At 70.3% G+C, this 21,499-nt stretch carries 19 protein-coding genes; 6 read left to right on the forward strand and 13 right to left on the reverse strand.

The window, feature by feature from the left end; all coding sequences use genetic code 11:
* Positions 1-78: 78 nt before the first annotated feature.
* From ACFYYF_RS13770 to ACFYYF_RS13785, 4 genes are all read right to left on the reverse strand, one after another.
* Positions 79-837, reverse strand: a complete 759-nt coding sequence (locus tag ACFYYF_RS13770; RefSeq protein WP_388774962.1) for a hypothetical protein — start codon at positions 835-837, stop codon at positions 79-81.
* Positions 838-1,016: 179 nt separating this feature from the next.
* Positions 1,017-1,532, reverse strand: coding sequence for a hypothetical protein (locus ACFYYF_RS13775; RefSeq protein WP_365481455.1), 516 nt, complete (start codon positions 1,530-1,532; stop codon positions 1,017-1,019).
* Positions 1,533-1,649: 117 nt separating this feature from the next.
* Positions 1,650-2,330: an adenosylcobinamide amidohydrolase gene (locus tag ACFYYF_RS13780; RefSeq protein WP_388774965.1), complete on the reverse strand. Its 681-nt coding sequence runs from the start codon at positions 2,328-2,330 to the stop codon at positions 1,650-1,652.
* 158 nt (positions 2,331-2,488) lie between these two features.
* A complete protein-coding gene (locus ACFYYF_RS13785) occupies positions 2,489-3,058 on the reverse strand; it encodes a hypothetical protein (RefSeq protein ID WP_388774968.1) in 570 nt (189 codons plus the stop codon).
* Between the two features lie 376 nt (positions 3,059-3,434).
* On the opposite strand from ACFYYF_RS13785, the gene ACFYYF_RS13790 reads away from it, so the two are divergent.
* On the forward strand, positions 3,435-3,854 hold the full coding sequence (locus ACFYYF_RS13790) for a VOC family protein (protein ID WP_361693203.1): 420 nt from the start codon (positions 3,435-3,437) through the stop codon (positions 3,852-3,854).
* A gap of 84 nt (positions 3,855-3,938) precedes the next feature.
* Here the strand turns inward: ACFYYF_RS13790 and ACFYYF_RS13795 are convergent, their stop codons facing one another.
* The 3 genes from ACFYYF_RS13795 to ACFYYF_RS13805 form a co-directional block, all read right to left on the reverse strand.
* Positions 3,939-5,093, reverse strand: coding sequence for an ABC transporter substrate-binding protein (locus ACFYYF_RS13795; RefSeq protein WP_388774971.1), 1,155 nt, complete (start codon positions 5,091-5,093; stop codon positions 3,939-3,941).
* A gap of 140 nt (positions 5,094-5,233) precedes the next feature.
* Entirely contained in the window at positions 5,234-8,434 is a 3,201-nt protein-coding gene (locus ACFYYF_RS13800) for a TIM-barrel domain-containing protein (protein WP_388775714.1), read from the reverse strand.
* Between the two features lie 445 nt (positions 8,435-8,879).
* On the reverse strand, positions 8,880-9,623 hold the full coding sequence (locus ACFYYF_RS13805; protein WP_361693205.1) for a TetR/AcrR family transcriptional regulator: 744 nt from the start codon (positions 9,621-9,623) through the stop codon (positions 8,880-8,882).
* Positions 9,624-9,750: 127 nt separating this feature from the next.
* Between ACFYYF_RS13805 and ACFYYF_RS13810 the strand changes: the two genes are divergently transcribed.
* Together ACFYYF_RS13810 and thpR are read left to right on the forward strand one after the other, a co-directional pair.
* On the forward strand, positions 9,751-10,974 hold the full coding sequence (locus ACFYYF_RS13810) for a saccharopine dehydrogenase family protein (protein WP_388774974.1): 1,224 nt from the start codon (positions 9,751-9,753) through the stop codon (positions 10,972-10,974).
* A gap of 71 nt (positions 10,975-11,045) precedes the next feature.
* A complete protein-coding gene (gene thpR, locus ACFYYF_RS13815) occupies positions 11,046-11,642 on the forward strand; it encodes an RNA 2',3'-cyclic phosphodiesterase (RefSeq protein ID WP_388774976.1) in 597 nt (198 codons plus the stop codon).
* Positions 11,643-11,659: 17 nt separating this feature from the next.
* Here the strand turns inward: thpR and ACFYYF_RS13820 are convergent, their stop codons facing one another.
* Entirely contained in the window at positions 11,660-13,357 is a 1,698-nt protein-coding gene (locus ACFYYF_RS13820) for an LCP family protein (RefSeq protein ID WP_388774978.1), read from the reverse strand.
* A gap of 467 nt (positions 13,358-13,824) precedes the next feature.
* Positions 13,825-14,187 carry an ArsR/SmtB family transcription factor gene (locus tag ACFYYF_RS13825; RefSeq protein ID WP_388774981.1) on the reverse strand — a complete coding sequence of 121 codons (363 nt, stop codon included), beginning with the start codon at positions 14,185-14,187 and terminating at the stop codon, positions 13,825-13,827.
* 231 nt (positions 14,188-14,418) lie between these two features.
* Between ACFYYF_RS13825 and ACFYYF_RS13830 the strand changes: the two genes are divergently transcribed.
* A complete protein-coding gene (locus tag ACFYYF_RS13830; protein ID WP_388774983.1) occupies positions 14,419-15,690 on the forward strand; it encodes a serine hydrolase domain-containing protein in 1,272 nt (423 codons plus the stop codon).
* 148 nt (positions 15,691-15,838) lie between these two features.
* On the opposite strand, the gene ACFYYF_RS13835 is transcribed toward ACFYYF_RS13830, so the two are convergent.
* Positions 15,839-17,155 carry a class I SAM-dependent methyltransferase gene (locus tag ACFYYF_RS13835; RefSeq protein WP_388775717.1) on the reverse strand — a complete coding sequence of 439 codons (1,317 nt, stop codon included), beginning with the start codon at positions 17,153-17,155 and terminating at the stop codon, positions 15,839-15,841.
* A gap of 30 nt (positions 17,156-17,185) precedes the next feature.
* The gene (locus tag ACFYYF_RS13840) at positions 17,186-18,811 is read right to left on the reverse strand and encodes a sulfite oxidase (protein WP_388774986.1); all 1,626 of its coding nucleotides are present in this window, start codon (positions 18,809-18,811) and stop codon (positions 17,186-17,188) included.
* A gap of 283 nt (positions 18,812-19,094) precedes the next feature.
* Between ACFYYF_RS13840 and ACFYYF_RS13845 the strand changes: the two genes are divergently transcribed.
* Positions 19,095-19,838, forward strand: coding sequence for a dienelactone hydrolase family protein (locus tag ACFYYF_RS13845; RefSeq protein ID WP_388774989.1), 744 nt, complete (start codon positions 19,095-19,097; stop codon positions 19,836-19,838).
* 210 nt (positions 19,839-20,048) lie between these two features.
* On the opposite strand, the gene ACFYYF_RS13850 is transcribed toward ACFYYF_RS13845, so the two are convergent.
* Complete coding sequence (locus ACFYYF_RS13850) at positions 20,049-20,507, reverse strand: NUDIX domain-containing protein (RefSeq protein WP_388774991.1); 459 nt, start codon at positions 20,505-20,507, stop codon at positions 20,049-20,051.
* A 223-nt stretch (positions 20,508-20,730) separates the two neighbouring features.
* Here ACFYYF_RS13850 and ACFYYF_RS13855 point away from each other — a divergent pair, with 223 nt between their 5' ends.
* Positions 20,731-20,886, forward strand: a complete 156-nt coding sequence (locus ACFYYF_RS13855) for a DUF6131 family protein (protein WP_167347422.1) — start codon at positions 20,731-20,733, stop codon at positions 20,884-20,886.
* A gap of 78 nt (positions 20,887-20,964) precedes the next feature.
* Here ACFYYF_RS13855 and gcvH read toward each other — a convergent pair whose 3' ends face one another.
* Positions 20,965-21,348 carry a glycine cleavage system protein GcvH gene (gene gcvH / locus ACFYYF_RS13860; RefSeq protein ID WP_388774993.1) on the reverse strand — a complete coding sequence of 128 codons (384 nt, stop codon included), beginning with the start codon at positions 21,346-21,348 and terminating at the stop codon, positions 20,965-20,967.
* Positions 21,349-21,499 lie beyond the last annotated feature (151 nt).

The raw sequence follows: 21,499 nt of genomic DNA on the forward strand, positions 1-21,499 counted from the left end.
GCGCTCGCCCGCCCCTTGGCGTCGTCAGGGGGAAGCCCGGCACTTCGCGGTGGCCGCCGGGTCGGCGGATCACGGAGGTCAGGGACGCGTGGCCGGGGCGGTGCGGGTGGCCGGAGTCCGGGGGAAGTTGGCCGCCGCGACGACCTCGGGGCGGCGGACGTACCCGCCGACGCTCTCGACGCGCACCACGAGCGCGAGGGGCGTCGTCGTGTCGTACGCCTTGGCCAGGGCGCGGATCTCCCCGCGGGCGAAGAGCTGGGTCGCACCCGAGGTGGCCAGCAGGGCGCAGCCCGCGATCATGATCAGGCGGCTCCCCGACGCGAAGGGGTTCTGCGCCAGCACCACGACGGCGTGGTCCACGAGCGTCGCCGTGTCCACGTCCGACTCGCCGTACTCCTCGCCGCTGTCCACGGCGACGATGCGGTATTCCTCGGGGAACTGCCGGAACACGAACGGCGGTTGGAGTCGGTCGGTGAGCAGCGTCCAGACGCCGTTGTGCACCGGCCCGCCGATCACGACCAGGTTCTCCTCGGCGTCGGACGCCATGGCGAAGGCCCTGGCCCTGACCGTCGCCGCCTCGTGCAGCCCGAGGTCCTGGGAGAGGAACTGCCGCAGGTTCATGGCCGCGAGGGCATCCGTCTCGGGGATCTTCGGGTACGCGGAGGTCGGCCCGCCCGACTCCCCCACGACCATCACCACACGCCGGTCGCGGTCCAGCCGCCACACGCGCGCCGCGGGCATCCTCGTCCGGTAGTAGTGGTGAAGGGCACGGCCGAGCCAGCCCACCCCGAACGCCAGCAGCGAGGCCACGAGGTTGACCACCAGATCCTGCCGCACGACCGGCTCCCCCCGCCCTCGTCTGCACGTCAACGAGCAGTCTGCACCACGGTGTTGGCCGACGAAAGGCAAATGGTGGGAGGCGGCGGGACACGGCGTCACCGGTGCGGGACGGTCCCGCGCAACGCGGCAGGCCCGGACCTCCGCGGAGGATCCGGGCCTGTTCTCGGGGCCGGCCGTCAGCCGCAGCGGTTGGCGTGGCTGAAGTCCACGACCACGCGCTCGGGGCTGTGCAGCTTGAGCACCTTCCACGAAGGCTTCGTCTGGAACGCGGTCCCGAAGGAGACGACTCCTTCGAAGTCCCCCGTCAGGGCGAGGCCCTTCAGCTTGTACAACGGGATCTTCACCAGTCGGGGCCCTCGGTACACGGAGTTGCCCGCGCTGTTGTGAGCGGTCGCGGGAGAGAGCCTGATGTTCAGGAAGTACTTCCCCGCGAGCGGGACCTTCCTGCCGGAAGGGTCGTAGCGCAGGGTGCTGACCCGGCTCACGGCCACGGACGGGGTGCCGCCCTGGATGTCGATGACGAGCCGGTCGTAGGTGCAGTGCCCGGCCCAGCGGGCGTTGACGACGCGGGCGGGCGATGTGGGCGTGGCGGCCGCGTTCGGCGTGGCGGCCACGGAGGCGGGGATCGTGGCGCCGACGGCGGCGAGAACGGCGCCGGCGACGATGACTGCGCGGGATGGGTGATGGTGCATGACGCCCCCAGTTGCTCCTGGTGAAGGGGACACACTATTTCACTAGCGGAGACACCTTCAGGGGCCGAATGGTTGCACTGCCCGGGACTCATTCGGGCGTTCGTCCCGCCGGCCGGCTCAGGCCTCGGCGGCGGCCGCACGCACGGCCGCGTACACGGCCCTAGCGAGGCGGGCGCCCCACAGGGAGCGGGGCCCGGCGAAGGCGTGGACCTCGTCCCTGGGAAGCGGGGTACGGGCGGCGACGCACACGGCATCGGTGGGTGTGCCGGAGCAGTCGTACCCGGCGTCGAGCAGAGCCTGCACCTTGGCTTCCGTGACCGTGCTCACCGCGTTGACCAGCGCGGCGTCACCGAGTGCCACCGGAAGCGCGGTGACGATGTTGATCGTGCCGGGCGCCACGGGACGGCGTACGGGCTCGGCGGGGGCGGCGGCCCAGCCCCGTACCCCGAGTCCGGCCGTCACGACCGCCTCCGCACCGGCGTCGTGGGCCTCGCCGTACCGTGTGACGTCGGCGGCCGTCATCAGTCCGACCCCCGGCCCCCGCACGCCAGCGCCACGGGCCAGGTCCGCGAGGTGCCGCGCGGGGTCCGTGCGCCGGTAGCCGTGCGAGACCTGGGCGTTCAGGACCCAGGCGCGTTCCGCGATGCCGCCGCCGAGGACCGCGCTGCTGACCATCCGCCATCCGGCGCCCGCCCGCCAGAGCAGTGCGTTCAGCCGCTCGCCGTCCTCGACGCGGGTGAGCCGCTGGACGTGGAGGAGACCGGCGACGGGTCGCGGCGGCGGGACGACTGCGGTCACCGGGCAGAACTCCTTGCGAGGGGGGACGGGCTGATCGTACGACTTGGGGCCCTGTCCTCGTCCGCCGGTCGGGAGTCGGTGCGCGGAGGCGCGGCGCCGACGGCCGCGACCGTACCGGTGACTGCGGCTGCTGCTGCGGCTGCGACTGCGGCTGCGACTCAGGCGATGACGACCAAGACGTTGAACCACGGAGTGCCGAGCGATCCCAGGGGCGAGGTCAGCTTCTGCACGCCGAGGCGGTAGGTGCCGACGGGCAGCATTCCTCCGCCCGGCAGGGGCGCCAGCGGCAGAAAGCGCCCGTTGGCGACCCCGTAGCGGTTGTACGTCCACAGCCCGGCGCCGGTGTGCATGATCGTGTAAGGCCCGCTCAGCAACGAGGGGTTCACGGCGGACCGGTGATTGGCGTCGAGGATGAAGCCCGCGCCCGCGTACGACGGGCGGCGCGCCGGACGGGTGAGCGTGAAGCTGAAGTAGCGCTTCGCGTAACCCGCACCGGACCTCAACGGCGGGCAGTTGACGGCGATCACCGTCCGGCCGGTCACGTTCCCCAGCGCGAGGGGGCGACTGTACGAGCCGTCACCGGCCAGCCGACGGCAGTCGTACCGGTACGTCGCCGCCGACGCCGGCGGAGCGAGGACCACCGCCGAGACGATCGCCGTGGCGAGGGCGGTGACCAGGAGTCCCATGCGCCGCGCCAGCCGGGCGGCGGATCCGCGGATGAGTGTCATGCGTGCTCTCCCCCTTCGCGAGGCCCGGACACCCGGGCCTCGGTGAACGCGGGCATGCGGCGGCACACCCGTCCGCCGGCCGCGGTCGGGTCAGGTGAGCCGCGGCCGGCGGATCACTGTCGACCGTAGGAGAGGGGCACGCCGCTCGTCAGGCGGTGATCGATGCACCCACGGAAAGGATCACCGATGATCACCACGGGAGTGGACGCGTGCGCTGCCGGACCAGGAAGTTCGCGAGTGCCCCCGGCCGGAAGCCCGACGCTCTCCGACCGGGGAAGCGCTTGAACCCGTGCGCGCCGCCGGGCTCGGATGCCCGGCGGGCGAGCGCGTCACGGCTAGGGTGCAGTTCTGACGAACCGTCACGAAAGGATCTTCTGTGGGCTCTCGTCTCAATCCCTACATCAGCTTCTCCGGTGACGCCAGGCAGGCCCTGACCTTCTATCAGGAGGTCTTCGGCGGTGAACTGGCGCTCAACGAGTTCGGCGCCTTCGGTTCCGAGGCACCTCCCGGATTCGCCGACAAGATCATGCACGGCATGCTGGAAGCCCCCAACGGCTTCACCATCATGGGCGCGGACGTCCCGCCGGGGATGGAGCGCAAGGCGGGCAACAACTTCGCGGTGAGTCTCAGCGGCGACGACGCCGAGGACCTGCGCGGCTACTGGGCCAAGCTCTCCGCCGACGGCAAGGTCTCGGTCCCGCTGGAGAAGCAGATGTGGGGCGACACGTTCGGCATGTGCACCGACCGGTTCGGCGTCGAGTGGATGGTCAACATCACCGGAGCCCCGTCGGCCTGACCCGTCCCCGCCCTTCCGACCGTCCAGGTCCGGCCGCAGTGCCCGGCGCGGCGACCGATCGCCGCGCCGGGCCCCACGGGCCTCTCACCCGGAGTGAAGGACCCGGAACTGATCGAGGTCGGCCCGGTCCCGCTCCACCACCTGGACCGGTGCCCACGCCCACTGCCAGACACCGATGCCCGGCACACGGGAGAAGCGGATCCTCCCTCGGGTCCCCTCGACGTCGACGCCCGGCCAGGCGGCGGCGATACGTTCCCGGTCAGCGCCGTGTGAGCGCAGGACGTCGGCGAGGACGGTGACCGTGTCGTAGCCCTCGAAGGCGACGAAGGAGGGCGCCCCGCCCAGCTCCTCGCGCAAGGCGGTCCCGACGCGCGCGCCCAGGGGACTCAGGCGCTCCGGAAGATAGCGAAGGAACGGGACGGCCGCTCCGTCGCCGCCCGACAGCGCGAGCCATTCGCCGAACTCCGGCTGCCCTGCCGGCGCGCCGATCAGCATCTCGGGCAGCCGCTCGTCGCGGCGGACCGCCTGGACGATCGGCACGGCCGGCTCCGGGTACCCGACCAGGAGAAGCAGCGCCGTCGCGCCCTGGCCGACGAGTTCGTCGCACACGGCCGCGGGGGTCAGCCGCGTCATGTCGAGTTCGGCGACGGAACCGCCGTGCGGGGCAAGGCGGTTGCGCAGGATGCCGGTTCCGGATGCCCAGTAGACACTCGGTTGGGCCACCACGGCGATACGGCTGTGGCCCGCGCGGAGGAGGAAGTCCGCGTAGGTGTTCCAGCCGTGGGACTGTGCCGGGGCCAGTCGCGCGACCCAGGACGTCGGCTGTTCGGTCAGCGTGTCGAGAACCGCCGACGAACAGAGGAACGGCACACCGAGGGCGTCGGCCCTCGCGGCGACGGCACGTGCCACGACACTGTGGTACTCCCCCGCCAGGGCGGCCACCCCCAGTCCGGCGAGTTCGTCCACGGCGGCCGAGGCCCGCCGCGGGTCGGCCGCGGTGTCCCGGACCACCAGTTCCAGGGGTCTCCCCGCGATCCCGCCGGTGCCGTTGACCTCGCGAACGGCGAGCTCGAGTCCGGCGAGCAGATGCCGGCCCGCCTCGGTCCAGCCGGGCCGGGTCAGCGGTACGAGAGCGCCGATCCGAATGGATGGTCCGCCGGTCCGTGTCGCCGCGGACGCGGCGGACGCTGCATCAGGCGCATCAGGCGGCGACACGGGCGATGATGGTGGCGTCTTCATGATTCGGCGTCTCCCGTGAGGACCGTGTACCGCGCTCCATGGGCGTCAGGTCGGGCCGTCGAAGGCGGCCGGCCGCGAAGCGGTGTGTGGTGCCGCTCCGCGGCCTGACCTGGGTCGCTCCAGGAGGTTACTCGCCCTCCCTAGCGGTAGGTGACGGTGATCGGGGTCCGCACGCTGCGGCGCGGGAGCGTGACGGTCAGCACCTTCGTGTCGGCGTCCCAGTGGTACGCCCGCGGGGACAGGTTCACACCGGTCGCCGAGACCTCGGTGGGTGCCTGCGCCGCCATGAGGGTGATGGTCCACCTGCGGTTCTCGACCTGACCGGGGAAGGAGCCCCGTGCCGGGCCGATCGACACCGTGTGGCGCTGCCCCTTCTGCCGGTACCGGATCGTCGTCGTGGCGCTCCTGCCCTTGTGGCTGGTGACCCCGTCGTCCTCGTAGAGGCGGAACGATCCCGATCGACCGGTGGCGACGGTGAGCGTGACGTCGGTGAGCGGGTTCTTGTCGTCGCCGGTCACGTCATGGGTGCGAGTGGCCAGGATGCCGCCCGCCCTGACGAAGACGGGCATCGAGTCCAGGCCGGTGGTCACCTCCCGAGTGACGCCGCCGGTGTAGGTCTCACCCGTGAAGTAGTTCGTCCACTGGCCTGGCGGGAGCCATACCGTGGTGGTGGCGGAGGTTCCCGGGGTGGTCACGGGGGCGACCAGGATGTCGGAGCCGTAGAAGTACTCACTGCCGGCGGCGGCGTAGGCCTGGGGTTCGTCGGGGTACTCCAGGTAGGTGGGGCGGACGATGGGCACGCCGGTGCGGTTCGCCTCCTCGGCCAGCGTGTACGTGTAAGGCACCAGGTTCTCGCGGAGGTTGAGGAACGTGTCGGCCGACCGCCGTGCCGCGGGCCCGTACTGCCAGGGCAGCCGGTCGCTGTGGTTGCTGTGCAGCCGGTCGACGGGCTGGAACGTACCGAACTGGACCCAGCGGGCGTACAGGTCGTCGGGGAGTTTGCGCGTGGTCCGGCTCTGTCCGTTCTCGGTGTACTTCTCCGAACCCGTCAGGCCCGTGGTGTCGTTGTGCCCGCCGATGTCATGGGTGATGGCCGCCATACCGGTCGCGGCCGACTCCCCGGGGGTGTAGCCGACCTCGTACCTCAACGCGCCCCAGGTCGAGGAGGTGTCACCGGTGAAGTGGACGGTGCTCCGTTTGTCGGCCCACGGCCCGGTCGGCAACCCCTGCTGTCCGCTGTATCCGGCCGCCTGCAGCGAGCCGTAGGCGCGGGAGAGGACGAATCCGCGGCCGAGGTTCGCGGAACTGGCGTTGGCGTACTGCTGGTTGATCCACGCGTCGGGGGTGACGCCCCGCAGCGACGACTGCGACGCGTCGCAGCACCAGTCGAGCCACCAGAAGTCGTTGCCCTGCCGGTCCATGGTCCGGTGCAGGTCCATGTACGCCTCGAGCTGGTCCGGATCGCCGAAGTCGAAGGTGTAGCAGTTGTCCTGGACGGCGGCGCCCGAGGCACAACCCCCCTTGGTCAGCTTGCCCTTGGCCGTGGCCTGCGCCTGGGCGAACTGGGGATCGGAGGCGAGGATGCTGGGGTGCACGTTGAGGGTGTTGTGCAGTCCCTGTGCGGCGGACCAGTCGAAGAAGCCTTCGGGGTCGGGGAATTTCGCGGGATCCATCTCCCAACCGCTCCAGGTGTTCACGGCCTTGAAGTCCGTGTCGGTCACCAGGACGTCCAGTGGCGTTCCTTCGGCGCGGAAGGCCGGAAGGATGGTGTTCTCGTAGTCCGCCGCGGTGCGGTCGATGTACTCCGAGTACCAGACGCCGTAGGCCCATCGCGGCAGCAGCGCGGGCGGGCCGGTCAGGGTGGCCAGGTCGGTGAGTCCCCGCTTGTAGTCGTGTCCGTAACCGAAGACGTAACCGTCCTGGTAGGGCGCGCCACCGTGGTCGGGACGGGGAGTCGTTCGGTGCGCCGTGGCGTCGTACACCGCTGACGACGTGTCGTCGAGGAGGTACCAGCCGTCCCGGTTGAGCAGGCCGGGTGTGGTGGGTACGGATCTCTCGTTGCCGGTCACGCCGTCGAGTCCTCGGCGGTATCCGCCGAGCGCGATGTGGGGCTGGGGTTCGGCCGTACCGGGGGCGGCCAGGGAGACGGTGTCCGCGTTGATGTGGCAGCTCACCGTGTCGGGGCAGTCGAGGGTGATGTCGTCGGTGCCCGCGGTGAGGGTGACGGGCAGCGAGGTCGTCCGCCAGTCGTCCCAGTCCTTGGTCGGGGGGAACGACAGGGTGGTGTCGGCGCCGGCGGCGGACACCGTGGCGGTGCGCTGCTGGTGGAGGCCGTCGCCGCCGACGCCGTTGGCGTACCGGACGCGGAGGGTGTAGACGCCGTCGGAGGGGACGCCGACCAGGTGGGTCGTCAGGCTCGTTCCCTGGTGGAGGTCGCCGACGAAGCCGCTGCCGGCGTATCCCTGGTGATCGGTGGCGGCGACCGCCGTACCGCCGATGCGTCCGGCTTCCGCCTCGCAACTCGTGCCGTACGCGCAGTCCACGACCGAGGTGGTGGACACGGGCGGGTAGGCGTCGCCGGGGCGGACGAGGGCGACGCTGTCGACGTTGACGTCGCCTGAGTCGGCGGCGGTCCGGGTCAGCGCGAGGGTGTGGTGCCCCGCGGCGAGTCGCACGCTCGCCGAAGTGGTGTTCCAGGTGTCCCAGTTCGCCGTGACCGGCAGCGCGATCGTCTGCGGTGCGCCGCCGTCGACGGTGAGGGTGAGCGTACGGGTGCGGGTCTGACCGTCTCCGCCACGGGAGTTGGCGTAGCGCAGGTCGAACTGATAGGTCCCGTCGTCCTTGACATCGATGTCAGCGGACGCCGAGCTGCCGGTGCCCTCGAATCCGGCGGCGAATCCGCTTCCGGTGTGGCCGGCGTGGTCCGAGGCCGCGGAAACCCCGTCGAGACGCAGGCTCTCCGCCTCGCACAGGGCGCCGAGCGCGCACGTCAGCCGCTGCCAGGGAGCGGCGGTCACGGGGGTGCCGCCTGCCACCGACCGTGTCGAGAGGTTCTGGGCGTCGAAGGGTCCTGAGTCGACCTTGTAGCGCAGGCTCATCGCGCTCGTCCTGATGGTGAGCCAGCCGTCGGCCGTCGTCGCGCTGTACGCGGCGGGCTCGAAGCCGTCGCGGCCGATCGCGTTGAACGTCGCTTCGTCGGTGAACTTCCGGTCGCCGGCGTATTCGGTACGGATCAGCGTGGGCGACAGGATCTCGAAGCGGGCGTTCCCGGAGGAGACGGCCGGGATGCGCGGGGTGCGCGCATCACCGGCGGACGGTAAGTCGGCGCCGGTCAGTGTCATGGTGGCGGACACGGCGAGGACGGCGGCGACGCTCCCCTGCCGTCGTACGAGTCTGAGCCGACGCCTCTTCGACATATCTGACGACGTCTTCGCCGTCCGTGCGGTCTCCGGTGTCCTTGACGCGGTCGTCATACGCGCATCCGTTCTGCTCTCAGCAGGGAGGCTCGCCCCCTGAACCGGTCGAGATCCGGAGCTGCCGTGCCGCTCGCGGGCAGTGGTCGGCCTGCGGCATCCTCCGGCGGTGCGGCGGTGCGGCGGTGCGGCGGTGCGGGATGACGCGGGCCTCCGGCCCGCGCCCGAAGAGATCAACCTGGGGAATCAGAGCACGCCGGCTCTCGCGGTGTCCATATGGCCGACCGTCATCGGAACCAGGCCGAGGAACTGGTCGAACCCGGCCCGATCTGCCCTCATGACCAAGTTCAAGGCGTTGGCATAAGCCCCCGCGTCAGTGGTTTCCGGTGTTCGTCGGGTCGGGGTAGCGCCTGGCCCGGGCCCAGGCCAGTTGTTCCGCCGCGCTGTTCAGCAGGGTGTCGAGGACGACGGGGTAGGCGCTGTGGATCATCCGTCCGGCCAGGAGCCGCGCGGTCGCCGCGATGTGCGGGTGGGTGTCCGCGGGCAGTTCGGCGTACGTGGACTGCCACATCTCCTCGTCCGCCGCGCGGGCCTCGTCCGTCAGCGCCAGCGACCCGGCGTCCAGGGCCGCGAAGGCCAGGGTGAGGTCGATGAACGCGTGGTAGACGACGACCGCGTCCACGTCCGGGAAACCCGCGCCGCGCAGGATGCCCAGGATCGTCTCGTCCACCGCGATCTCCCGCGGCCGGCCCGTGACCCGACTGGCGGTCAGCACGGCGGCCTGGGGGTGGGCGAGGTAGGAGGCGTGGATGGCCTGGCCGAGCGCCCGCAGGTCGGCCCGCCATTCCCCGGTGGCCGTCCAGGTCTCCAGCGCCCGTCCCGTCAGCTCCTCGCCGATGGCCCTGGTCAGGTCGTCCAGTCCGGCGAAGTAGCGGTAGAGGGTGCTGGGGTCGGCGCCGAGTGCGGTGCCGAGCCTTCGCGCCGTCAGTCCGCTGCTGCCGTGCTCCCGCAGCATCCGCAACGCCGTCTGCACGATCAGTTTCTCGGACAGCACCGTGCCCTGCCGGGTCGGCCGACGCCTGCGCCGCTCCGTCTCCGGCACCACCTGCTTCGCCATGCCGACCCCTTCTCGATCACCGCACGCCCACGACGCTTATGCCAACATGATTGACCTTAACCGAGAACATCCCGTTGCATCTGTCCAGTCCGGAGGCGTTCGTCTCCGGCGACGAAAGGTGTGTGACATGCGAGTACTTCTCGTGGGCGCGGGCGGCGTGGGCACGGCCGTCACGCGGATCGCGGCCCGTCGCGGCTTCCTGACCCACATGGTCGTCGCGGACTACGATCTCGCCCGCGCCGAGGCGGCCGTCGCGGCACTCAAGGATCACGGGGACCGGTTCAGCGCGCGCCGCCTGGACGCCTCGGACGAGGACGCGGTGGCCCGCGTACTCACCGAGGAGAGGTGCGACGCCCTCCTCAACGCGACCGATCCCCGGTTCGTGATGCCGCTGTTCAACGCGGCCCGCTCCGCGGGAACCCACTATCTCGACATGGCGATGTCCCTGTCCGCGCCGCATGCCACCCACCCGTACGAGCAGTGCGGTGTCAAGCTCGGCGACGCCCAGTTCGAGCAGGCCGACGCCTGGGAGCGCTCCGGACGGCTGGCGCTGGTCGGCATGGGCGTAGAGCCGGGCCTGTCGGACGTCTTCGCCCGGTATGCGGCCGACGAACTCTTCGACGAGATCGAGGAGATCGGCGTCCGAGACGGCGCCAACCTGACGGTCGAGGGCTACGACTTCGCCCCGTCCTTCAGCATCTGGACGACCATCGAGGAGTGCCTCAATCCCCCGGTGGTCTACGAGAAGGACCGCGGCTGGTTCACCACGGCCCCCTTCAGCGAGCCGGAGGTCTTCGACTTCCCCGAGGGCATCGGTCCGGTGGAGTGCGTCAACGTCGAGCACGAGGAGGTCCTGCTCATCCCCCGCTGGGTCGACGCCCGCCGGGTGACGTTCAAGTACGGTCTCGGCGACGACTTCATCGACAAGCTGAAGACCCTCCACGAGCTGGGCCTGGACTCCACCGGGAAGGTCACCGTGCCCTCGGCGAACGGGCCCGTGGAGGTCTCCCCGCGCGACGTGGTCGCCGCCTGTCTGCCCGACCCGGCCACACTGGGCGACCGCATGACCGGCAAGACCTGTGCGGGCACCTGGGTCAAGGGCACCAAGGACGGCTCGGCTCGCGAGGTCTACCTCTACCACGTGGTCGACAACCAGTGGTCGATGCGTGAGTACGGTTCGCAGGCGGTGGTGTGGCAGACCGCCGTGAATCCCGTCGTCGCCCTCGAACTCATCGCGGGCGGCGCCTGGTCGGCCGCCGGCGTCCTCGGCCCCGAAGCCCTGCCGCCCCGCCCGTTCCTCGACCTGCTCAACGAGTACGGCTCGCCGTGGGGCCTGCGCGAGGAAGGCTGAGACCTCGGGCGTGGCCCATGGCACACGGCGGGGGCGCCGTCACAGGCGGAAGGTGCGGTATGAAGTCTGCTGTGCATGATCAGACTCCACCCGCGACCGTCCGCGTGTTCATCGCCCTCGCCCCGCCCGACCACGCGAAGGAAGAACTCGCCCGGGAGCTGCGCCCCGCGTACGGCACCCACCCTCAGATGCGGTGGAACCGCATCGAGGACTGGCACATCACCCTGGCGTTCCTGGGGGAACTGCCGGTCGCCACCGTTCCGCTCCTGCGGCCGCCCCTCGCCCGCCTCGCGGCGGCCCGCCGGCCGCCGTACCTGGCGCTGCGCGGGAGCGGCGACTTCGACGACCGTGTGCTGTGGAGCGGGATCGACGGAGACCTCGACGAATTGCACACGCTCGCCGCGGATGTACGCACGACCGTGAAGGACTGCGGGGTCGTCTTCGAGGAACGGCCCTTCCGCCCGCATCTGACCTTGGCCCGGGCCCGCAGGGGAGACCGGTCCTCGGCCGGCGAAATCGCCCAGGGGCTCGCCGAGTTCAGCGGGGGGCAGTGGCCCGCCGAACGACTGCACCTGGTCGGCAGCAACGTCGGCCGCAGCAGCGGGCCGATCCACTACCGCGACATCGAATCGTGGCCCCTCGGCGACGGGAACTCCCCCGGCTCCTGAGGGGCCGATCCTCCTCGCTACTCGTCGGAGTCCGGCTTGTTCCGCGCCGCCGCGTAGGCCTGCGCCGGAGTCATGGGGACTCCGTTCAGACTGACCGTCTTGTACGGGCTGACCGAGGCGCATTTCTCGGCCCCGCCGGCGGTGGAGGCGTGGGCGTCGGCCACCGCCGCCTTCCTGTCGTCCGAGGCGGACGACGACGAACCGCCGGGGTAGGTGGTGCCGCCGGGCCAGTCGCTGCCGACCACCAGGACCAGCCCCGGGCCCGTGCCCTGCTTCAGATGCGAGGCGGGCAGCCCGAGGGCCTTGGCCGCCGTCTGCGCCCGGCCCTTCTCACCGGTGCCGTAGGTGAGAGTCGTGGTGGTGGCGGAGACCGGCGCGTTGGCCGTGGTCGTGCCCGGGCTGAAGCCCTTCCCGGTGAGCGCGGCCGCGACGACCGAGGCGCGGCCGGTGATCCCCGTGCCGTTCTGCACGGTCACGGCGACCTGCGAGGCGGGAACGGCCGAGGCGGAAGGCTTCTTGGTCGCGGAGGCCGCCGCGGACTTCTTGCCGGACCCGGTGGTCAGCGACTTGTCGTCGGCGATCGTCGCGAACAGGCTCTTCGCGCCTGCCCCCACCACGACACGGTTCTTGTCGTACGGATCGGGGGCCGTCTGCATCGTCGTGAAGGTCATCCGCTTCGCCGGGACCTTGTCCAGGTCGGAGGCGAGCCCGATCAGCTTCTTCACGGTGCCCAGGCCCTCGTCCACGGTCAGGGCCTTGGTGGCGGCGTCCGCGAGGTGGTAAACGGCGCTGGGGTTGGTGAGCGTGCCCGCGCTCTTGAACTTGCGGATCATCGCGCTGAGAAAGATGTGCTGGGAGACGGTACGGCCCAGGTCGCTGCCGTCGCCGAAGCCGTGCCGGGAACGGACGAACTGCAGCGCCGCGACCCCCTTGAGGGTGTGCCTGCCCTCCGACAACTTCAGATGCGAGTAGGTGTCGTACACGTCGTCGCTGACACAGACGGAGACACCGCCGACCGCGTCCGACATCTTGACCACGCCGGAGAAGTCGAGCTTGACGAAGTGGGTGATCGGGATGCCGGTGAGCTGGTGGACCGTGGCCACCTGGCAGGCCGGGCCGTACTGCAGCGCGCTGTTGATCTGGCCGTAGTAGCCGGCCGTCGACTTTCCGCTCTCGCTGTCCTTGCACGCCGGGACACGGGTCATCGTGTCGCGCGGGATGCTCATCACGGTCGCGTTGGAGCGGTCCGCGGACACGTGCACCACCATCTGCACATCGGCGTTGCTGCCGGTCTGCACCCCGGTCCGGGCGCAGCCGCCGCCGAGTTTGCAGTCCGCCTTGCTCGTGCGCCCGTCCGAGCCCATCACCAGGATGTCGATCGGGGTGCGGCCGAAGGCGTCCGCCTTCTCCGTGCCGCCCTTGCCGTCCAGGGGGAGCGTGTCGATGTTGCCGTTCAGGTGCTCGTAGAACCACCAGCCGACGCCCGCCGTGCCCAGGACCAGGAGCGCGAGACATATCCCGGCGACCTTCAGGACCCGCCTGCCGCGCCCCGCCCGGCGCGCCCGCCTGCCGCCGTGCGAGCGGGTGGTGCCTCTGGACGTGAACCTGTCGCCCGGGAGTCCGGTCCCGTCGGGCCGCGTTCCGCGTTGCCCTGGAACCTGGGACGTCCGGTCACGTGTCGTCTGGCCGCCCGAGCCGTCCCACAGGTCGCTCATCTCCCACTCCCATGAACACTCGGGCCCGTCAGCCCCGTCCCTGAGAGGTACGGCGGCGTGTACCGCGGTCTACGGGCGGATGAAGCGGGCGGTCTGTCCGGGTTGCATAGTTGCGCAATCTAACAAGGTGAGTGCTCGGTCGGCAGGAATCCCCCGGCGTTTCGCGGGTGAGGCATGTCATGTCACCGGTGGGGCCCTTGATGGAACCGTCTCCTCAAGGGAGACGTCTGGCCGGGCCTTTTCGTTGCCCGGATGCCGGGATTCGGCCATGCGGGAGCTCTCCATCGCCTCAGAACCGACGGTTCTGGCCACCGTGATGTCCGGGACGCGACCGCCACAGGAGGGGAGCCTCATGCGCTGCATCTGCTCCGGTTCGCGCCTCTACCCCTGTCCCGGTCCCTGGCCCTGCCCCTGTTCCCGCTCCTGCGCTCCTGCCGCTCCTGGCCTACGTTCAGGCCGAGTTGGGCTCAGCCGCCGTTGGCCCGTGCCTCACGCGCGGGCATGTGGGCGGGCTGCGAGCGTGCGGTGAGCTGACGGATCATCACGCGGACCACGGTGACGATGTCGGGATCGTCGACGTAGTAGACCTGCCGTCGGCCCTCACGGCGGGACCGCACGAGGCCGGCGAGCTTCAGTTTGGCCAGATGCTGACTGACCGCGGGCAGCGCGCCGCCGACCCGGTCGGCGAGATGCGTGACGTCGCATTCGCCCTGCGACAGTGCCCACATGAGGTGCAGCCGGGCCGAAGAGGCAAGCAGCCCGAACGTGGCGGCCGCGTCGGCGAGAACCTCGGCGGACGGATCCTCGACACCACCGGCGTTCCCGGTCACAGCCTTCACCCGCTCACTTCACGGCCTCACTCGTGCGCCGGCCCAGTCTAGGACCGGGTACCCGGCAACCCCGGAAGGTCCGGAGCGCGCGGCCTGACGATCCGTCATCGTGCCGTACAAAACGGCGAGTCGTGAGTCTGGAAACGCCCACCGGTGGCTCAACGGCACGCTGTCGCCGAGGCCGGGAGGTATCCCTGGGGGCGTCGATCCACTGGACGAAACGGACCCATCATGCCGACCCGGCTTCCCCGCTCCCTCGTACGCCACCGGCGCGTCTCCGCGCCGGCCCGGCGGCGTTCCCGGCTCACCGTCCTGCTCTCCGCCACGCTGCTGGCTCTGACTCCCGTCGCACCGGCCCTGGCCACACCCACCGCCGTCAGTGACGCGCAGCGTCCGACGGACGGTGCTCCGCCGTTCGCGAAGACCCTGACACCCGATCTGATCGCCCTGATGCAGCGGCTGCGCATCCCCGGGGCGGTGGTGTCGATCCGCACTCCGCAGTGGGGCACCTGGACCAAGACGCTCGGCACGGAGTCCCTCAGGACGGGCAAGCCGATCAAGGCCGACGAGCACTTCCGGGTCGGCAGCATCACCAAGACGTTCACCGCAACGGTGATCCTGGAACTCGTCGACGAGGGCCGGATCAAGCTGGACGCCCCGGTCTCGCGCTATCTGCGCGGTGTACCGAACGGGCGCAACATCACCATCCGCCAGCTGCTCCAGATGACGAGCGGCCTCTACAACTACAGCGAGGACCTGCGCTTCAACCAGGTGCTCGACGACCGTCCCGAGACGCAGTGGACGCCCGAGGAACTGCTCGCGATCGCGTTCCGCCACCAGCCGTACTTCCCGCCGGGGCAGGGCTGGCACTACTCCAACACGAACTACGTCCTGCTCGGGCTGATCGCCGAGAAGCTGACCCACCGGCCTCTCACGTCGCTGCTGCGTGACCGTGTCTTCCGCCCGGTCGGCATGCCGCACACCAACCTGGCCACCGACACGGCCTTCCCGTCACCGCACCCGCGCGGCTACCAGTTCATCAGCAACGTGGACAGCCTCACCGCGCCGGTGCTCACCGGGAAGGACGCCGCCTGGGCCGACTGGTCGGCGGGCAACCCGATGGACGTCACCGATGTGAACCCCTCGTGGGCCTGGGCGGCCGGCGGTGGCATCTCGACGCTGGACGACCTGCTGCGCTGGGCTCCCGCGCTCGCGGACGGAAAGCTCCTCAGCCCGCGGACCCAGCGCCAGCGGCTGCGCTTCGTCCCCACCTCGGACGTGCCGGGCACACCCACGTACGGCCTGGGGATCGTCGACTTCTCCGGATTCCTCGGCCACGACGGTCAGATCCCCGGCTACAACAGCTTCGTGGGCTACGACCCGACGCGGAAGGCGACCGTCGTCGTCCTGGTCAACCTCAACCAGTCGCCCGACGGCACCGCGCCCTCCGACGAGCTGACGAAGCTGATCCTCTCCAAGGTGTTCGACGTCTCGCCGTCCTGAGCCTCGCACCATGACGACACGGGGCCGGGCCGCCGACGCGGCCCGGCCCCGCTCGACTTCCGCCTTCCGTCCGGCGGGGAGACGGGCCTGGACCATCCGGAGCCGGACGCCCCGGAAGACCTGGCCCTCCTGCTCGTTCACCGCATCCTCACCGGTGTGCCGGGTGCCCGTACCAGTCGCCGGCGGCCACGTCTGCCAGGCCGCTGTCACCCGTGGCCGTCGGGCGTACGGCGAGGAACTGGTCCACCCCCATGCGCCGCTCCTCGAAGGCCAGGGCTCCACCCACCAGGTACAGCCGCCAGACGCGGGCCGTCTCCTCACCGACCAGGCCCACGAAGTCGTTCCAGCGTTCCTCCAGCGTGCGGTGCCAGGCATTGATGGTGCGCACATAGTGCTCGCGCAGCGACTCCACCGACCGGACCTCCAGCCCCGCCGCCTCCAGCAGACCGACGGTCTCTCCCATCGGCCGCATGTGCATGTCCGGCGCGATGTACGCCTCGATGAACGCACCACCGCCCGGTGCGGTCACGCCACGCGACATCTGCTGCACCAACACACGTCCCTGTGGACGGACCAGGCGGTGCAGGGCGGCGGCGAAGGCGGGGTACTCGTCATCTCCGACGTGCTCGCCCATCTCAACGGTGGCCACGGCGTCGTAGGCGGAGCCGGCGATGTCCCGGTAGTCCTGGCACACCACCTCCACCCGGTCCTCCAGCCCTCGCTCGCGCACTTGCTCCCGCACGTATATGGCCTGCTCCCGGGCCAGCGTGACAGCAGTGACCTGCGCCTGGTGCTCCTGCGCGGCGTACAAGGTCAGCGAGCCCCAGCCGCAGCCGATGTCGAGGAGGCGGGCGCCGGGGACCAGGCCGAGTTTGCGGCAGATGAGTTCCAGCTTGGCCCGCTGCGCATCGGCTGGGCTGACCTCGGAGTCCGCGCCGGTCCAGTAGCCGCAGGAGTACGCCATGGTCTCGTCGAGGAGGAGGCGGTAGAAGTCGTTGGACAGGTCGTAGTGATGGCTGATGGCGGCCCGGTCGCGGGCCTTGCTGTGCAGGCCGCCGCGCAGCCGGGCCTGCGAGACGGGTGCGGGAAGACGCGGGCCGACAGCTCCGATCCGTGCCGCCTCTGCCACCGCGCGCGCCCAATCGGTCGGCGAGAGCCTCGGGGCGTTCAGCCCCCGCTCTCGCACGACGGCCCACAGGGTGCGCAAGCCCTCGGCCAGATCGCCCTCCACGTCGAGTTCCCCAGTGACGTAGGCCTGGGCGAGGCCGAGTTCGCCGGGCTGCCACAGCAGGCGGCGCAGTGCGCGCTGCGAGCGCACGACGACCACTGGGGCGTGAGCAGGGCCGGCCTCACTGCCGTCCCAGGTACGCAGACGCACCGGCAGCGGGCCGCCGAGCACGTCCTCGGCAAGGGCGGCGAGCCGGTGCGCAGGACTGGTACGGGTGGGGGTGCGGGTGATCGTCATCACGCCGGGTTCTCCTTGGTGAACAGGTAGTCAGTCGACGGTCACTACGACGGAATGCCATCCGCTGGCGCCGTCAGGGATCGTGCGGGTGCGTTGGTCGGTCTGCACGGTGCCGGTACGGTCGGTGGCCCGTACGGTGAGGGTGTGGCTGCCCGGGGTGGCCGGCCAAGCGAGCGACCACTGCCGCCAGGTGTCCCGGGTGTCCTCGGCGGCCAGATGGGCCTGCTGCCAGGGCCCGTCGTCGACGCGGACCTCGACCTTGTCGATGCCCCGGTGCTGCGCCCAAGCGACTCCGGCGACCATCACTGTGCCCGCTTTGGGCCGGGCGAACGGCTTGGGAGTGTCGATCCGCGATTCGGTCTTGATCGGCGCCTTGCGGGCCCAGCCCCGCTTGACCCAGTAGGGGTCGTAGGAGTCGAAGGTGGTGAGCTCGATGTCCTCGATCCACTTGCAGGCCGAGACGAACCCGTACAGGCCCGGGACCACCATCCGCACCGGAAAACCGTGTGCGAAGGGCAGTGGCTCGCCGTTCATGCCGAGGGCGAGCAGCGCATCACGGCCGTCCATGATGTCCTCGACCGGGCTGCCGATCGTCATGCCATCCACGGAACGGGCCACCAGTTGGTCCGCCCGGCCGCCGCGGGACGGCGGCTTCACCCCGCACTCCGCGAGCAGTTCGGCCAGTCGTACGCCAATCCAGCGGGCATTGCCGACATACGGGCCGCCGACCTCGTTGGAGACACACGTCAGAGTGATGTCCCGCTCGATCAGTCGCCTGTGCAGCAGGTCGTCGAAGGAATAGGTGGCCGGGCGACGCACCCCTTTGCCGTGAATACGCAGCCGCCAGGCGGTGGCGTCCACCTTGGGCACCACCAGCGCGGTGTCCACCCGGTAGAAATCCTTGTTCGGGGTGATGAAGGGGCTGACCCCGTCGATCCGCAGCACGGCCCTCTTCGGCAACGGCCGCGCCGACGAGACGGGATTCGGCAGCACGATCTTGTTCCGTGAGACGACGGCGTCCTTGCCGCGAGAGGCGTTCAGTGACCGTCCGACGGCACCCACCACGGCCGAGGCTGCCGCAGCGGAAGCGGCCGCAAGGACGAATCCCCGCCGGTCCCAACCAGCGGAAGCAGGACCTGCCGCTTCCCCGCTCAAGGCGCCGGACTCCCCGGCCCTCGATCGGGCGGGCGCGGTGAGGCGGCCGACCAGAACGTACAGAAGCAAAGCCCCTGCAACCGCTCCTACGAGCGAGGGCAGCGCGTCGGTGAAGCTGGTGGAGTCGGGCCGACTGATGGCGGCCGCTGCCCCGACGAGCCCGAAGAGAGCGACCCCAGCGGCTCCGACCAGCCGAAACCGCACCGCCAGCACTCCCAGCGCCAGGGCCAGCACAGCAAGCACGGCAAGGATGCCGAGCTGCAGTACCAGCTTGTCGTTGGTGCCGAAGTGACGAATCGCCCAGTCCTTGACCGGAGCGGGCGTCGCATCGATCGACGCGCCCCCTACGGCGATGACCGGACTGGACTGCGGACGCACCGCCGCAGCCACCAGTTCGGCCACCGCCAGCGACGCGAAGCCGGCCAGTGCGCCGCACAGGGCGCCCAGCACCTGGCGCGGCCAACCCGGCCGTACTCGCTGATCCTTCTCTTCGTCTCTCACTCAGAGAGTCCGGTTCTGTCCACCGGACGGATTGGTCCCAGACCTGATCAGGTGAAAGAAGACCTCGGACCGATCCAGGGGCCCGTACACCCATCGGACAGCTCTGCCGCGACGGCGCCGGTGCGTCACATCCCGGTGGTGCCACAGGCGTTCCCGAGGCAGGGCTCAGCAAGCCGATCATCCGACGGTGTTGCCGCAGGCGTTGACCGTGATGTCGACCGGGACAACGCATACCGATGCTCACCAAGCCTTTTGTTCTCCAGCTGCGGATTCTCTGCGAGAGATGTCAGTGCGCCAGCGGTTCCCCGAGGAAGAAGGCATCGTGTCGGTCGTACAAGAACAGGGCGGCAAGCCGACGACGTCGGCGTTGTGGCTGCGGCACTGCCCTCGGCAGCCGTGTGCGGCCATCATCACCCTGCATGGAGGACGGGCGGAGGACTGTCAAGCCTCCCAGCCCTGGCACTTGGCCGCACTGAGGATGCGCCCCGTACTCCGCGCAGCGGCCTCCGCCATGCCCCTCGACGACCTCGTTCTGGCACACGTGCGCTACCGCCACCGCGGCTGGAACCAGGAGGATCCCCTGAACGACACCTACCGTGCGCTCAGCGAGCTGCAGCAGGTCGCGGGGCCGGTACCGACCGTCCTCATCGGGCACTCCATGGGAGGCAGGGCAGCCCTGCGGGCAGCATCTCACCCACAGGTACATGGCGTCCTCGCACTCGCACCCTGGCTGCCGCAGAACGAACCCGCCACGCAGCTGAGCGGCAAGCAGACTGTCGTCGTGCACGGGGGACGCGACCGGATGACCAGCCCTCGCGCCTCCGCCGACTACATCGAACGGGCCCGGGCGACCGGGGCCCGCGCCGGCATCATCCTCGTCCGCAACGGCGACCATGCCATGCTCCGCCGCTCCCGCCTCTGGCACCGCACGGTCACCACCCTGGTCACCGACCTCCTGCACCCGCACAGACAACCTTCCGACCTGACAACCGCCAGTTACACAGCAACCGACCCCCTCATGCTTTGACGTGCTCCTCGTCGTGAAGGGCGAGGATTCCGGTCTTCCCCGCACGACAAGGTCCACCTTGACTCAACACGGTTTCATCTGGCTCCTGGCACAGCCGTCACAGCGCCGCGGCCCTGGCGAAGAGACGTTGTGAAGGCCGGCGGAGCGGCATCCCTGGTGTGGTTCCGCCCTGTCCTCTGGGGCCTGCCGTACAGATGAGAGCCGTCGGAGTCAGGGTCCGTCCGAGCCGCCCACGAGGGCCAGCAACTGCGGCCATGTGGACGCGAATCCGGGGTGCAGGCGAAGCGTGCCGATCTCCGCGGGGAGGCACCACCGGTAGGCGGAGCCTTCGCCGTCGCCACGGCGCGGGGAGAACGGCTCGGTGAGTTCCGCGACGACGGTGTGGTAGGCCCAGCCACCATGATCGTCGACGAAGGTGTGGACCGGACGGAGCGCCGGAACATCGCCCAATTCCTCGCCGAACTCCCGGCGGGCCCCGTCCCACGGGCTCTCACCGGCGTGCAGCGCGCCACCCGGAGTGCTCCACGTGCGCCCGTGGTGGACCCGCCAGGACCGGCGCTGGAGCAGGAACCGGCCGTCCTGGCACAGGAGCAGTCCCGCCGCTCCGTGCGGGCCCCAATGGCGGCACCCCCGCCGGTCCCTGACGTATCCGCGACCGCTGTCGGCCATGCTGACTCCCTTGCTCCACGGGACGCGGAGCGTCCCTGATCATCGGTGGGACCGACGGACTCGCCGGTGACGGGCCCGGTCGCGGGCACGCGGGCGCCGGACACACCGTCACCGTCGCGGACGCACACCCCTGGACGCGCATCCCGTGTTTAGGCCACGCGACGCGGGAACTCGGCAGGGGAAGGGGACGCCCGCGGACGACGTCCCGTTACCGGAGGACGCCATGATCATCCTCGGAGTCATCCTGCTTGTCATCGGCCTCATCGCCGGTATCGGAATTCTTTGGACCATCGGGATCATCCTGGTCGCGATCGGCGTCCTGCTGTGGATCCTGGGCGCGGTCGGCCGTGAGGTCGGCGGACGACGTCACTACTACTAGGCGGGCGCGTGACGGGCGGCTCGCGCGCCACTCGGGGCCCGGCACCTGCCGGGCCCCGAGTGTGGCCGGCGAGGACCGTCAGTCGCCGATCAGCTTCGTGTACTGAGCGGCCGAGAGCAGGTCGCCGGTGGAGTCGCCCCCACTCGGCTTGATCTTGAACAGCCAGCAGCCGTAGGGGTCGTCGTTCAGTTCCTCGGGCTGGTCGAGGACGTCCTGGTTCGCCACGGTCAACTCGCCGCTGACGGGAGCGAAGAGGTCGGTAGCGACCTTGACCGACTCGATCGTGCCTACGGCATCACCGGCCTCGACCTTCTTGCCCACCATGGGCAGATCCACGAACACGAGGTCCCCGAGCTGCTTCTGCGCGTGATCGGTGATCCCGACCGTCACCGTCCCGTCGGCTTCGAACCGCGCCCACTCGTGGTCGTCCGTGTACTTGAGGTCCTTCGGAACGGTTGACATGACAGCCCCTTTCAGAACACAGCGTGATCACTCGGTGGCACACTGCCATGCCGTGACGTGCGACAACGGCTTCCACGCGGACCGGCCGCCGAAGGATGGATTCGCCACCACGCGACGGCACGCAGACCCGTCCTCCAGTACGGACCCGATC

This window comes from Streptomyces sp. NPDC001914, from assembly GCF_042891215.1.
Taxonomy (GTDB): Bacteria; Actinomycetota; Actinomycetes; order Streptomycetales; family Streptomycetaceae; genus Streptomyces.